Genomic DNA, 13,976 nt, shown 5'->3' with positions numbered 1-13,976 from the left:
TAGGCTGTGGCCATGACCACCGACGATGCCGCCGCCGCCGAACTCGCCCGCCTGCGTGCCGAGGCCGAGGCCGCCGAGGCGGCGCTGAAGGCCGCCCAGGCCAAGGCCGCGCTCGCCGCCGCCGAGGCCGCCGCGGCGAAGGCGCAGGCGACGGATGCCACCGGCCCCGCGCCCGCGCCGGACACCCGGGAATCGGCGACACCGCAGGCATCCGCCCCCCAGCCCGAGTCGGCCGCGACCGAGCCCACTCCTGCCGCGCCGGCGGCCCCTGCACCGCCCGAGTCGGCAGCGCCGGCTGCGACCGAACCCGCACCGGCGGCGGCAGAACCCGCGGCGCAGGGCGAGGCATCCGGCCCCCTCGACGCCACGCAGGTGCAGGCGATCGTCGACGGGTACACGTTCGAGGCCGCCACGCTCGACCTCGGCGCGCTGGTGAACACCGATCCGGTGCCGCAGGCGCAGATCCGCATCCCGCTGGCGATGATGAACCGGCACGGGCTGGTCGCCGGCGCCACCGGCACCGGCAAGACCCGCACCCTGCAGGGGCTGGCCGAGCAGCTCGCCGCGAAGGGGGTGCCGGTGTTCGCCGCCGACATCAAGGGCGACCTGTCGGGCATGGCGACCCCGGGAGAGTCCAGCGACAAGCTGCGCTCGCGCACGCAGGGGATCGGGCAGGACTGGAAGCCTGAGGCGTTTCCGGTGGAGTACCTCGCGCTCGGCGGTGTGGGCAAAGGGGTGCCGGTGCGGGCGACGGTCTCGGGGTTCGGGCCGCTGCTGCTGAGCAAGGTGCTGGGTCTGAACCAGACGCAGGAATCCAGCCTGGGGCTTGTGTTCCACTACGCCGACCAGGCCGGTCTCGCGCTCGTCGACCTGTCGGACCTGCGCGCCGTGCTCACCTACCTCACCAGCGATGAGGGCAAAGACGAGCTGAAAGGCATCGGCGGGCTGTCGGCGGCCACCGCGGGGGTCATCCTGCGAGAGCTCATCACGTTCGCCGATGCCGGCGCCGACGTGTTCTTCGGCGAGCCCGAGTTCGCCGTCACCGACTTCCTGCGCACCGACGCCTCGGGCCGGGGGATCATCAGCCTGCTCGAGGTTCCCGGTGTCATCGACAAGCCCGAGCTGTTCTCGACGTTCCTGATGTACCTGCTGGCCGAGCTGTTCGAGATCCTTCCCGAGGTGGGCGATGCCGACAAGCCGAAGCTGGTGTTCTTCTTCGACGAGGCACATCTGTTGTTCCGCGGCGCGTCCAAGGACTTCCTGGCCGCGATCACGCAGACGGTGCGGCTCATCCGCTCCAAGGGCGTGGGTGTGTTCTTCGTCACGCAGACGCCGAAGGACGTGCCCTCCGATGTGCTCGGCCAGCTCGGCTCCCGGGTGCAGCACGCGTTGCGTGCGTTCACCCCCGACGACGCCAAGGCGCTGAAGGCCACGGTCGGCACGTATCCGCGTTCGGGCTACGACCTCGAGCGGGTGCTGCAGGAGCTCGGCACCGGTGAGGCGATCGTCACCGTGATGAGTGAGAAGGGCGCGCCGACGCCGGTCGCGTGGACCCGGCTGCGCGCGCCCCAGGGCCTGATGTCGCCGACGCCCGACCCGCAGATCGTCGCGGCGGTCAAGGCATCCCCGCTGCTGGCCACATATGGCACCGCCATCGACCGGGAGTCGGCGCGCGAGCTGCTGGCGAAGAAGATGGATGCCGCGGCCGCCGCGCACGCCGCCGACGAGGCCGCGAAGGCCCAGGCCAAAGCCGACGCCGAGGCCGCCAAGGCGCAGGCCGCCGCCGACAAGGCCGCGGCCGCCGCGCAGCGCAAGGCGCAGGCCGAGTACGAGCGGCTGATGCGCAAGACCGGCGGCACGACCCGCACCAGCCGGAAGGCCGCCAAGAGCCCGCTGGAGGAGATCCTCGGCTCGCGCACCACGCAGACGATCCTGGGCGGCGTCATCCGCGGCATCTTCGGCACCGGCCGGCGCTGACAGGCGGCGACAGGCGGCATCGCCTGCGGGGCCGGCCCGTGTCGGTGACGCGCGTGTCACATGGGTGCGCCTGTGCTGTGCGACGGCGCCGTCGATGTGTGGCGCGGTTGCAGCGCCCTGGCGCGGTTCTGTCGCGCGGGTGCAGATCCCTGGTGTGCTCGGGTGAACCGAGCCGGTTCCGCGGTGGGGCGGCACGCCGGGTCAGGTCGGGACGATCCGACCGGCGTCCATCCGCAGCACCCGGTCGATGCGGCCGGCAGGTGCCTCCACGTGTGAGATGAGCAGCACCGCCTGGTCAGGTCCGACCGCTGCGAGCAGGTCGGCCAGCAGGGCGTCGGATGTCGCGGGGTCGACGCCCGCGGTCGGCTCGTCGAGGATCAGCACCGAGAACCCGGCCAGCAGCGCCCGGGCCAGCGCGATGCGCTGCGCCTGCCCGCCCGAGACCAGCCCGCCGCGTTCCCCGACACCGGCGTCCAGCCCGCCGCGGCCGTGCACCCAGTCGGCCAGGCCCACCCGGTCCAGCACCGCCCAGAGCTCATCGTCGGTGGCATCCTCGTGCGCGAACAGCAGGTTCTGCCGGATCGACTCGTGGAACAGGTACGGCGTCTGCTCGCACAGTCCGATGCGGCGGCGCAGGTCGTCGCCGGCGATGCCGTGCACGTCCACCCCGCCGATCCGGTACGTCCCGGTGCACTCCAAGAACCGCACCAGCACATGGGCGAGTGTGGTCTTGCCGGCTCCGCTCGGACCGGTCAGCAGGAGGCGTTCGCCCGGCCGGATCCGCAGGTCCACATCGACGATGCGGCCGTCACCATCACCGTCACCGTCGCCGTCGGCGGCGTGCGGCCAGGCCGCCGACACACCGCGCAGCACGATCCCGTCGCCCAGTGCCGGCGCCGCCCCGGTGGGCTCGGGCTCGTTCTGGGGCAGCTGCGTCGGAATCGCCTGCGGCACGGTCTGCGCGATGCGCTGCGCCGCCGCGCGCACCTGCCGCCACGACGAGAGCGCGAGCGGCACCGGGCCGAACACCTCGAACACCGCCATCGGCACCAGCACCAGCACAGCCAGCTCCGGACCGCCCAGACCCGCTGTGTGTCCGGCGGGCAGACAGGCGAGCAGGATGAGCAGCGACGCCACCCCCGCCAGCAGCGACACCGCCCCGGCAGTCAGCCCTTGGGCTGCGGCGCGGCGGGTCGTCGCCCGCCGCAGCGCCTCGTCGGCTGCGCGCACGCCGCGGGCCGCGGCATCCGTCGCCGCATAGGCGGTGAGCACGTCGAGCGCGACCAACTGGTCGAGCAGTGCATCGGCCAGTTGCGACCGCAGCGGTGCCACCGCGCGTTCGGCGCGGGCGCCCGCGGCCGCCCCCAGCCCCACCGCGAGCACGAAGCCCACCACCAGGCAGCCGAGCAGGATGAGCGCGGCGACCGGGCTCAGCACCGCGGTGAACGCCACGGCCCCCAGTGCGGTCAGGCCCGCCACCGCGAGCGGCTGCACGATGCGCAGCGGCAGGTCTTGCAGCTGGTCGACGTCGTCGACGAGGTTCGACAGCAGGGCGCCGCGTCCGGTGCGGCCCAGGCCGTCGGGCGCCAGCGGCACGAGCCGCCGCACCAGCCCCGCCCGCACGGCGGCCAGCCGGCCGAGGGCGGCGTCGTGACCGGCCACGCGTTCGAGGTAGCGGAACACGCCGCGGCCCAACGCGAACGCGCGCACCGCGACGATCACCGCCGACAGGTACATCAGCTCGGGTCGCTCGGCGGCGCGGGTGATCAGCCAGGCGCTCGCCGCCAGCAGTGCGACGGAGCTGACCGCGGTGCCGAAACCGGCCAGCACCGCGGGGGCGAACCGGCGTGCGGGCGGCTGCGCGCTGCGCAGCACGGCCCGCACCGCAGCACGGTCGACGCTCATGAGTCACCTCCGGCGACCGCCGGTGCGGGCAGTCGTACGATCTCGTCGGCGATGCGGTGGGCGCTGGTGCGGTGCGACACGAGCACCACGGCGGCACCGGCATCCGCCTCGGCGCGCACCGCATCCCAGACGCGTGCCTCGGTGTCGGCATCCAGCGCGCTGGTGGGCTCGTCCAGCACGAGCACCGACGCCGGCGACCGGCGCAGCCGGTACAGCGCGCGGGCGAGCGCGACCCGCTGGGCCTGACCGCCCGACAAGCCCGCGCCCTGTGCACCGAGCACCCGGTCGGGTGCGATCGGGTGCGCCTGCGCCGCGGCCAGGCATGCGCCGACCAGGTCGTCGTCGCGGGCGTCATCACCCAGCGCGACGTTCTCGGCGACGGTGCCGGAGACCAGTCCCGGACGCTGCCCGGCCCAGGCGATCTCATCTCGCGCGTGGGCGACACGGTCACCGCGCACGCGCAGGTCGCCCTCGTAGACGGCGAAGCCGAGCAGGGCGGCCACCACGCTGGACTTCCCCGCCCCGCTCGGCCCCTCCAACAGCAGCACACGGCCCGGTCGCACGTGCAGGTCCACCGCCGGCAGCAGCATGCCGTCCCGCCGCACCCGCAGCCCGGTCGCCGACAGCAGCGGTGCGACGGTCGCGAAGGACAGGGCACCCGACGCCGGGTCCGGCCCTGACCCCGCGCCCGGCCCCGCGGCATCCGTCGTCGGGCCCGGTGCTGGCCCCGCGCCCGGACCCGCGGCATCCGTCGCCGTCTCGGTCGCGCCGGGGCCCGCGGCATCCGTCGCCGTCTCGGCCGCGTCCGGACCTGCGGCATCCGCCCTGGACCCCGGGCCAGGCCCCGTGCCGGGACCCGCGGCATCCGTCGCCGTCGCGGCGGCGTCCAACACCGCGAAGATCCGGTCGGTGGCGGCCACGCCCTCGGCGGCGGCATGGAAGTGTACGCCCACCTGTCGCAGCGGCAGGTACGCCTCGGGTGCCAGCAGCAGCACGAACAGACCGACCAGCAGGTCCATCTCGCCGGCCAGCAGCCGCAGTCCGATCGTCACGGCGATGATCGCCACCGAGATGCTCGCCAAGAACTCGAGCGCGAACCCCGACAGGAACGACACCCGCAGCACCGTCATGGTCTCGCGCTTGTAGTCGGCGGTGACGGTCTCGATGCGCCGCGCCGCCCGGTGCTGCCGCCCGAAGACCTTCAGGGTGCCCAGGCCCCCGACGGTGTCGGCGAAGCGGGCCGCGAGCCGCGCCAGCGTGTCGAACTGGCGGCGCTGCACGGCACGGGTGGCCAGCCCGATCAGCACCATGAACAGCGGGATCAGCGGCAGTGTGACGATCACGGTCAGAGCCGACACCGGGTCGGCGGCGAAGATCGCGACCACGACGATCGGCGTGGTCAGGGCCGTGGCCACCAGCTGCGGCAGATACCGGCCGAAATACGCGTCGAGCGCGTCGAGGCCGTGCCCGGCGGTCACCGCCAGCTCGGGCGCGCTGCGCCGCGCCAGCCACGCCGGACCGAGCCGTTGCACGGCGGCCACGAGCCGGTCGCGCAGCTGCAGCGACGCCCGCGCGGCGCCTGCCGCCGACACCTGCTCCGAGAGCGCGATCAGCACCGCCCGCACCACCACCAGGGCGAACGCGGCCGCCAGCGACGGCAGCAGGGATGCCACCGGCTCGCCCGCGATCGCGCCCACGAGCGTGCGCGCCAACAGCCAGGCGAACCCCACCGTGACCGCGGTCTGCGCCACCACGATCACCGCGCTGACGGCGAAGAACGACCGCGAGGCCCGGGCGTAGCGCAGCAGCCGGGGGTCGACCGGCGGGGTCCGCCGCTGCCGGGGGTCGACCGGCGGGGTCCGCCGCTGCCGGGCGGGCGCCGATCCGTGCTGCTGGTCGGTCACCGTCAGCGGGCCGCGGCGGCCGCCGCCTGTTCGATGCGCGAGCGCGAGATGCGCCGGCGGAACACCCAGTACGTCCAGCCCTGGTACAGCAGCACCAGCGGCAAGAAGACCAGGGCCGCCCAGCTCATGATGGTGAGCGTGTACGGCGTGCTCGACGCGTTCGCGATCGTCAGGCCGAAGGCGGGGTCGGTGGTGGAGGGCATCACATACGGGAACAGCGCGGTCCACAGTGTCAGCACCGCGCACACCACGGTCACCGCGCCGCCGGCGAACGCCCACCCCTCGGCCCCGCGCAGGTTCGCCATGAGCGAGCCGATCAGGGCGAGCGCGGCGATGAGGGCGACCGTGACCGTCACGCCCAGCAGCGGGGCGCCGGATGCCGCGGCCTTCGCGATCGTGAAGGCCAGGAACCCGGCGGCCACCACGACGGTGAGGATGCCGGAGCGGGTCGCCAGGCGACGGGCATCCGTGCGCACCTGCCCGTCGGTCTTCAGCGCGACGAAGTACACCCCGTGCGTGAAGAACAGCAGCAGCGTGGTCAGCCCGCCCAGCAGCCCGTACGGGTTCAGCAGCGTCAGCAGCGATCCGGTGACGTTGTGGTCGGCGTCCATCGGCACGCCCTGCACGATGTTCGCCACGGCCACGCCCCACAAGAACGCCGGCACCGCTGAGCCGACGACGATCATGGTGTCGAAACCGCGCTTCCACCGCAGCGACTCGCGTTGGTGCCGGTACTCGAACGACACCCCGCGCAGGATCAGTGCGAGCAGGATCACCAGCAGTGCCAGATAGAACCCGCTGAACAGCGACGCGTACCACTCGGGGAACGCGGCGAACAAGCAGGCCCCGGCCACGATCACCCAGGTCTCGTTGAGATCCCACACCGGACCGATCGTGTTGATGATCTGCCGGCGACCGACGTCGTCCTTGCCGAGGAACGGCAGCGACATGCCCACGCCGAAGTCGAACCCGTCGAGCACGAAGTAGCCGACGAACAGGATTCCGACGATCCAGAACCAGAGGTAGGCGAGATCCATGACGTCCTCCTAGTACACCGTCGACGGGATGCTCTCGGCCGGGCTGCCCGGCCCGCCCGATCCGTCATCGGGTTCGGGCAGCGGGTCGGGGCCTTTGCGCACGGTGCGCAGGATGAGGCCGAACTCGACGACGGCCAGGGCGGCGTAGATCGCGGTGAACGCGATCAGCGAGGTCAGCACCTGCCAGCCGGGCACGGTCGGCGAGACGCCGTCCTCGGTGAGCATCAGGCTGAACACGATCCACGGCTGCCGGCCCATCTCGGTGAACACCCAGCCGACCAGGCTCCCCAGCAGCGGCAGCGGCGCCGACCAGATCGCCACACGCCATGCCCACTGCGGCACCGCGCGCTTCGCCTTCGTGCGGGTCAGCCACAGCCCCACCACCGAGATCAGGGTGGCGGCCGCACCGAAGCCCATCATCCAGCGGAACGACCAGTAGGTGACCCAGATGATCGGCGAGAACGGCAGGGACCCGTCCAGCTGCTCGGCGAACTGCGGGAACTGGGCGAGGTACGCCGCGTTCAGGTCGTTGATGCCCTCCACACAGCCGTCGAAGGTGTGGGTCGACAGCAACGCCAACAGGTACGGCACCCGGATCGAGAAGATCTCATGGGATCCGTCGGGTGTGCCCAGCGAGAACAGCGAGAACGAGGCATCCGCCCCGCACACCGTGTGGTACGCGGCCTCGGCCGCCGCCATCTTCATCGGCTGGGTTTCGACCATCACCATCGCGAGCTGGTCGCCGGCCAGGAACACCCCGACGAACGCGATGATCATGCCCCACATGCCGAACCGCAGCGCCGGGCGCATCATCTCGACGTCGCGGTGGCGCGACAGGTGCCACGCCGCGGCGGCGATCACCACGGCGGCGGCGAACATGAACGCCGCGAACATGGTGTGCGGGAAGGTCGCCAACGCGACCGGGTTGGTCAGCACCGCCCAGAAGTCGACGAGCTCGGCGCGGCTGCCGTCGGGGGCCATCTCATAGCCGACCGGGTTCTGCATCCACGCGTTCGCGGCGAGGATGAAGTAGGCCGACAGGCAGGCGCCGATCCACACCATCCAGATCGAGGCCAGGTGCGCGAGCTTGGGCAGGCGGTCCCAGCCGAAGATCCACAGGCCCAGGAACGTCGCCTCGAGGAAGAACGCCAGCAGGCCCTCGAACGCGAGCGGGGCGCCGAACACGTCGCCGACGAAGCGGGAGTAGTCCGACCAGTTCATGCCGAACTGGAACTCCTGCACGATGCCGGTGACCACGCCCATGGCGAAGTTGATGAGGAAGATCTTGCCGAAAAAGCGCGTCAGCGCCAGCCACTTCACGTGCGCGGTGCGGTACCAGCAGGTCTGGAAGATCGCCACGATCAGCCCCATGCCGAGGGTGAGCGGCACGAAGATGAAGTGGTACAGCGTGGTCAGCCCGAATTGCCAGCGAGCCAGCAGCAGCGGGTCGAGCAGATCCATGGATGTTCTCCGTTCCGCCGGGACGACGAGGGTCCGCCTCTACGACGAATGCCGCGCCGGGGGTGGCCCCGGCCGCGGCATCGCTTCCGTCTCTCACCCTAGACAATGCCCCGATGGATGCCACAGAACGGGCCGTGAGAAATCACCCATGCGTAGGCTGGATCCATGACATATTCGGCAGCCGTGATCACCGTGTCAGACCGCTCCAGCCGGGGTGAGCGAGAAGACGTCAGCGGGCCCATCGCCGTCGCCGCGCTGCGTGAGGCGGGCTTCGCGTGCGGCGACCCGGTCGTCGTGCCCGACGGGGCCGACAGTGTCGAGGCGGCCCTGCGCGACGCGTTGACCGACGGCATCCGGGTCATCGTCACCACCGGCGGCACCGGTCTCGGCCCGCGCGACGAGACCCCCGAAGGCACCCGGCGTGTGATCACCCGCGACGTGCCCGGCATCGCCGAAGAGCTGCGCCGGCGGGCGACGGCCGAAAAGCCCGGCGGCATGCTCTCGCGCGGGGTCACCGGCATCGCCGAGGCCGCGTTCATCGTGAACCTGCCCGGGTCGCCCGCCGCGGTGCGCGCCGGCATCCCGGTCGTCGTGGCGGTGGCGCCGCACGTGCTCGAGCAGCTGCGCGGCGAGGACCACCGGTGACCGTACGGTTGGCACGGATCAGCACCGAGCCGCTGTCGGTGCCCGCGCACACCGCGGCCGTCGACGACGCGCGCATGGGCGCCGAGATCACGTTCGTGGGGCGCGTGCGCGACCATGATCCGGATGCGGCCACCGGCGTGGTGGCGTTGGAGTACTCCGCGCACCCCGACGCCGAGGCCGCGCTGCACGCGTTGGCCGTCGCCGCGATCGGCGACACCGACGCGATCGTGGCGGTCAGCCACCGCATCGGGCGACTCGAGGTGGGCGAGGCGGCCGTCGTGGTGGCGGTGGCCGCGCCGCATCGCCAGGTGGCGTACGAGGTCTCGCGGGAGCTGATCGAATCGATCAAGCACAGCCTGCCGATCTGGAAGCGCCAGATCGACGCCGACGGCTCCGCCGTCTGGAAAGGCCTGGGCGGCTAGCCCCGCCCGGGGTCGGTGGCCCGCTCCCGAGCCCCGGGCCGGTAGCCCTCGCCTCAAGCCGCGAGAGTGCTTCTGACGGACGAGGATGCGGGTAGTACCCACGCTTTCGTCCGTCAGATGCACTCTCGGCGAGGGTCGCCGGGCGGGCATCCCTCGGCCGGAGCCGCGGGTCGGTATCCGTCGGCCCGCGCGAATCGGTGGCCCGCTCCCGAGCCCCGGGCCGGTAGCCCTCGCCTCAAGCCGCGAGAGTGCTTCTGACGGACGAGGATGCGGGTAGTACCCACGCTTTCGTCCGTCAGATGCACTCTCGCCGAGCGGCGCCCGGCGGGTTCGGGGCCCGGCGGGCGGGGTGTGGCGCGCGGCGCTCAGCCGCCGGCGAAGGGCGGCAGCACGTCGACCACGGCCTGGTCGGACAGTGGTGCGTCGTCGGGAGTGCGGGCGCCGTCCACGAGCACCGCGCACCGGGGCAGGATCGCCGCCAGGCCTGGGTGTGCGGCGCCGAGCGCGGTGCGCAGCGCACCGAGATCGGCGGCGGCCACGTGCAACTCGGCGGCGCCCGCGGCCTCCTCGGCCGCGGCGAACAAGCGCACGGTGGCCATCACATCTCCCAGGTCGAGGCGAGCTCAGAGATCGCGGCGGCGGCCTCGCGCACCTGGTCGGGCGATCCGCCGGCACGCCCGGCGACCAGGCCCGCGACGAAGGCGCTGAACGGGGCGGCCGGCCGCGCGACACCGTTCGCGACGTCCTTCGCCAGGTCCAGGATGAGTGCGATCGGCACGTCCTGCTCTGTGAGTTCGAAACGCTCGCGCAGGGCGTCGGCCCAGCGGTCCAGGGCCTCGGGGGGCAGGTGTTCGCTCATGGCTCCTCCTTCGTGAAAGCGTCGACATCCTCCCAGGTGTCGATGTCGACGGCGGTGCCACCCGGGTCGGCCAGGGCGGCGATGGACAGGTCTGCCAGCAGCGCCCGCATCGACGCGTCGCGGCCCGCATCGGCGAGGGATGCCGCGGCCTCGCGCAGCGCGCGGGTGCGATAGACGCCGGTCAGCCACTGCGGGCGGCTCGACGCGTCGGCCAGGCATGCGCCGTCGGTGTCGGAGGGCAGGAGCATGATGTCTTCGACGAGGCGCCGGACAGCGGCGCCGACACGGGGGAGGTCACATGCCAGCAGGAACGTCCACTCGGCGTCGGGCGCCCCCGTGCGGGTGGGATCGGTGGCCGCCAGTGCGGTGACCACGCCCGCAACCGGACCGCCGAAGGGTGGATCCTCGCGCACCCACCGCACCGTCGCGCCGGTGGGATGTCCCGGCTCGGCGATACGCTCCGGCCCGGCGGGATGTTCCGGCCCGGTGGGATGCTCCAGCCAGGCGGGATGGTCCGGCCCGGCGACATGCTCCGACCCGGGGGGATGTCCCGGCTCGGCGACACCTTCCGGCCCGGTGGGATGCTCCGACCTGGCGGGATGTCCCGGCCCGGCGGGGTGCTCCGACCCAGCGACACGCTCCAGCCCGGCGACATCCTCCGGCGCGGCGACATCCTCCGGCGCGGCGACATCCTCCGGCCCGGCGACATCCTCCGGCCCGGCGGGATGTCCCGGCGCGGCGACGCACCCCGGCCCGGCGGGATGCTCCGGCCCGACGATCACGATCGGATCGCACCCGGCAACGCCTGCCGCGGAGATGGCGCGGTCCAGCAGTGTGGATGCGCCCAGGCGCAGCCGGGGCTTGTCGATGCCGCCCATCCGCGACGCACGGCCGCCGGCGAGGAGGATCGCGGCGAAGGTGGGGGCGGACGACGGGCCGGGCATCAGTCCGGCCTCGTCCAGTCGCCGGACTTGCCGCCCGTCTTGGCGACCAGGCGCACGTCGGCGATCGAGGTGGACTTGTCCATGCCCTTCACCATGTCGACCACGGCGAGAGCTGCGACCGACACCGCGGTGAGTGCTTCCATCTCGACCCCGGTGCGGTCGGCCGTGCGCACGGTCGCCGACACCTCGACACCGGCATCGACCACCTCGAGGTCGACGACGGCGCCGTGCACGCCGATCACGTGCGCCAACGGCAGCAGGTCGGGGGTGCGCTTGGCCGCCGCGATGCCGGCGATGCGCGCCACCGCGAGCACGTCGCCCTTGGGCACCGTGCCCTCGCGCAGCGCCGCGACCACCTCGGGCGCGCAGCGCACGAACCCGCGCGCCGTCGCCGCGCGCACGGTCGGCTGCTTCTCGGTGACGTCGACCATGCGGGCATGGCCCGCGGCATCCAGGTGCGTGAAGCTCATGACACCAGCATGACATCGACGAGGTCGCCGGCGGCCACGGCCTCGACCTCGGCCGGCACGACGGCGTAGGCGTCTGCACGGCCGAGACTCGCGGCCAGATGCGACCCGCCCGACGACGCCGGACGCACCCCATCGCCTTCGACGACGACCGGCAGGTACTGGCGCCGCGCCGGCGGTGTGCGCCAACCCACAAGGGCGGGCAGCGACAGCATCCGTCGCCGCCACTGCGTGCGCCCCTGCATGGCCAGCAGCGCCGGGCGCACGAACACCTCGAACGACACGGCGACGCTCACCGGGTTGCCCGGCAGGCCGAACAGCAGCGGGTCGCCCGCCCCGAATCCCTGCGGCTTGCCCGGCTGCATCGCCACCTTGTCGAACCGCATCGGCGCCACGTTCTTGACGGGCTCGTACGCACCCGCGCTCACCCCGCCCGAGGTGATCACCACGTCGGCGCCGAGAGCGGATGCCTCCGCCAGCGCGCGCCGCAGGCTCTCACCGTCATCCCCCACCACCGTCCGCAGCACGACCTCGGCGTCGGCCTCACGGCACAACCCCTGCAGCAGGGTGCCGTTCGACTCGGGGATCTGCCCGTGCGCGTACGTCGACCCCGGCGGGCGCAACTCATCGCCGGTCGAGACCACGGCCACCCGCGGCAACCGCGACACGACCACCGTGGACACGCCCGCCGCAGCCGCGGCCGCCAGCTGCCGTGCCCCCAGAGCCGTGCCCGCCGGCAGGATCTCATCGCCCGTGCGACACTCCTCACCGCGCCGGCGCACGTGCGCACCGGGCCGTGCAGGCGGGGCGATCACCTCGATGCGGCCCAACGAATCGGCCAGGCCGCCGCGGGTGTCTTCGAACGGCACGACCGTGTCAGCGTCGCCGGGCAGCGGCGCACCGGTCATGATGCGCGCCGCCTGCCCCGCCGCCAGCGCCGGGTCCTCGCCGCTGCCCGCCGGCAGGTCGGCGACCACGTCGAGCGCGACCGGCCGATCCACCGACGCGGCGGCGACATCGGCGAACCGCACGGCGAAGCCGTCCATCGCCGAGTTGTCGAACAGCGGCAGGTCCACCGCCGCCCGCACCGGTTCGCGCAGCGTGCGACCGGCGGCGGCATCCACCGGAACGGTCACCGCCTCCAGAAGGCGCACCGCCTGCAGGATGCGGTCGCGATGTTCGTCGACGGTGATCACGCCGCCCCCTCCCGCCGCCGCAGCCATCCGTCCATGCCGCCGCGCAGCACGGCGACGTCGGCGCCGGCCGCCTGCAGCGCGAGTGCCGCAGTGCGGGCCCGCACACCGGCCTGGCACACGATCACCGCCCGCCGCGAGTCGAGGCCGTGCGCGGCCACGGCGGCGGCGGGGTCGGCGAGCAGAGCCGCCAGCGGCACGTGGATGAACCCGGGCACCGTGCCCGAGGCCAGCTCGAACTGCTCGCGCACATCGATCACCACCGCATCCTGCGGGTCGTCGACCTCGTCGGGCGCGGGCGCGGCAGCCGTCGTCATGCCCGGCGCGGAATCCGCACTCGCACGTATGCCGTCGGCGGCATCCGTCGCCGCACGCAGCGGCACCTCGCGCTGGGTGCCGGCACGCGCGTCGAGCAGCGCGACCCGTCCCAGCAGCGGTCGCCCGATGCCGGCGATGAGCTTGAGCGCCTCGGACGCCATCAGCGCCCCGACCTGCAGGCACAGCGGGCCGAACACGCCCACCGCCGAACACGCCGGCGCCTCGCTGCCGGGCGGATACAGGTCGTGCAGCCGCACCGGCGCGAACGGTTCGGGCGGCGCCGACCAGAACACCGTCACCTGACCGGCGAACTCCTGCACCGTGCCCCACACCAGCGGCACGCCGAGCCGCTCGCACGCGGCGGCGACGATCTCACGGCTGTCGAACGAATCGGTGCCGTCGAGCACGAGGTCCACGCCCGACAGCAGCGCGGCCGCGGTCTCGGGCGTCAGCCGCACCCGCTCGGCGCGCACGCGGGTCTCAGACAGATCGGATGCCACCCGCCGCGCGCTGTCGACCTTCGGGCGCCCGACGTCCTGGCGGCGGTGCATCACCTGACGCTGCAGGTTCGAGGCGTCGACGTCGTCGTCGTCGAACACGACCAGCTCGCCGACGCCGGCGGCCGCCAGCGCGAGCACGACGGGGGAGCCGAGCCCGCCGGCGCCGATCACCGCCACCCGGGCCGCCGCGATGCGGCGCTGACCGTCGGGGCCGAGGCCGGCCAGGCGTTGATGGCGCGCGGTGCGCACGCCCTCGGCGTCGCTGAGGGCGGGGACCGGGTTCACCAGCGGCGGCAGCGGCATGATCCCAGCGTAGTTCGCGGCGTCGGGGTGCGGGCCGGGCC

General features: G+C 73.2%; 13 protein-coding genes. 3 read left to right on the top strand and 10 right to left on the bottom strand.

What is annotated here, in order from left to right; all coding sequences use genetic code 11:
- Positions 1–12: 12 nt before the first annotated feature.
- The gene (locus tag H577_RS0109665) at positions 13–1,977 is read left to right on the top strand and encodes a helicase HerA-like domain-containing protein (protein ID WP_036284485.1); all 1,965 of its coding nucleotides are present in this window, start codon (positions 13–15) and stop codon (positions 1,975–1,977) included.
- Between the two features lie 201 nt (positions 1,978–2,178).
- Here the strand turns inward: H577_RS0109665 and cydC are convergent, their stop codons facing one another.
- The 4 genes from cydC to H577_RS0109645 are packed head-to-tail and all read right to left on the bottom strand — an operon-like array spanning position 2,179 to position 8,284.
- Positions 2,179–3,882 (bottom strand): thiol reductant ABC exporter subunit CydC, encoded by a 1,704-nt coding sequence (gene cydC, locus H577_RS0109660; RefSeq protein ID WP_029145791.1) that lies wholly within the window; start codon positions 3,880–3,882, stop codon positions 2,179–2,181.
- A complete protein-coding gene (locus tag H577_RS15920) occupies positions 3,879–5,786 on the bottom strand; it encodes an ABC transporter ATP-binding protein/permease (protein ID WP_084516056.1) in 1,908 nt (635 codons plus the stop codon). Before H577_RS15920 ends, cydC begins: the two co-directional genes overlap by 4 nt.
- A gap of 2 nt (positions 5,787–5,788) precedes the next feature.
- Positions 5,789–6,823: a cytochrome d ubiquinol oxidase subunit II gene (gene cydB, locus H577_RS0109650; RefSeq protein WP_029145790.1), complete on the bottom strand. Its 1,035-nt coding sequence runs from the start codon at positions 6,821–6,823 to the stop codon at positions 5,789–5,791.
- Between the two features lie 9 nt (positions 6,824–6,832).
- Positions 6,833–8,284, bottom strand: a complete 1,452-nt coding sequence (locus H577_RS0109645) for a cytochrome ubiquinol oxidase subunit I (protein WP_029145789.1) — start codon at positions 8,282–8,284, stop codon at positions 6,833–6,835.
- Positions 8,285–8,449: 165 nt separating this feature from the next.
- On the opposite strand from H577_RS0109645, the gene H577_RS0109640 reads away from it, so the two are divergent.
- Together H577_RS0109640 and H577_RS0109635 are read left to right on the top strand one after the other, a co-directional pair.
- Entirely contained in the window at positions 8,450–8,929 is a 480-nt protein-coding gene (locus H577_RS0109640; protein WP_029145788.1) for a MogA/MoaB family molybdenum cofactor biosynthesis protein, read from the top strand.
- Positions 8,926–9,351: a molybdenum cofactor biosynthesis protein MoaE gene (locus H577_RS0109635; protein ID WP_029145787.1), complete on the top strand. Its 426-nt coding sequence runs from the start codon at positions 8,926–8,928 to the stop codon at positions 9,349–9,351. The genes H577_RS0109640 and H577_RS0109635 overlap by 4 nt, the downstream gene beginning before the upstream one ends.
- A gap of 365 nt (positions 9,352–9,716) precedes the next feature.
- Here the strand turns inward: H577_RS0109635 and H577_RS0109630 are convergent, their stop codons facing one another.
- Genes H577_RS0109630 through H577_RS15910 form a run of 6 tightly spaced genes read right to left on the bottom strand, consistent with a single transcriptional unit; the run spans position 9,717 to position 13,935 of the window.
- On the bottom strand, positions 9,717–9,950 hold the full coding sequence (locus H577_RS0109630) for a MoaD/ThiS family protein (protein ID WP_029145786.1): 234 nt from the start codon (positions 9,948–9,950) through the stop codon (positions 9,717–9,719).
- Positions 9,950–10,210 (bottom strand): DUF6457 domain-containing protein, encoded by a 261-nt coding sequence (locus H577_RS0109625; protein WP_029145785.1) that lies wholly within the window; start codon positions 10,208–10,210, stop codon positions 9,950–9,952. The genes H577_RS0109630 and H577_RS0109625 overlap by 1 nt, the downstream gene beginning before the upstream one ends.
- A complete protein-coding gene (mobA, locus tag H577_RS17950; RefSeq protein ID WP_051191921.1) occupies positions 10,207–11,154 on the bottom strand; it encodes a molybdenum cofactor guanylyltransferase in 948 nt (315 codons plus the stop codon). Before mobA ends, H577_RS0109625 begins: the two co-directional genes overlap by 4 nt.
- A complete protein-coding gene (gene moaC, locus H577_RS0109615; protein WP_029145784.1) occupies positions 11,154–11,624 on the bottom strand; it encodes a cyclic pyranopterin monophosphate synthase MoaC in 471 nt (156 codons plus the stop codon). Before moaC ends, mobA begins: the two co-directional genes overlap by 1 nt.
- Entirely contained in the window at positions 11,621–12,844 is a 1,224-nt protein-coding gene (locus H577_RS0109610; protein WP_036284481.1) for a molybdopterin molybdotransferase MoeA, read from the bottom strand. Before H577_RS0109610 ends, moaC begins: the two co-directional genes overlap by 4 nt.
- A complete protein-coding gene (locus tag H577_RS15910; protein WP_036284477.1) occupies positions 12,814–13,935 on the bottom strand; it encodes a ThiF family adenylyltransferase in 1,122 nt (373 codons plus the stop codon). Before H577_RS15910 ends, H577_RS0109610 begins: the two co-directional genes overlap by 31 nt.
- Positions 13,936–13,976 lie beyond the last annotated feature (41 nt).

Source organism: Microbacterium luticocti DSM 19459, from assembly GCF_000422405.1.
Taxonomy (GTDB): domain Bacteria; phylum Actinomycetota; class Actinomycetes; order Actinomycetales; family Microbacteriaceae; genus Microbacterium; species Microbacterium luticocti.
Note: the sequence above shows the minus strand (reverse complement) of the source record. Positions and strands in the feature narration are given on the sequence as shown.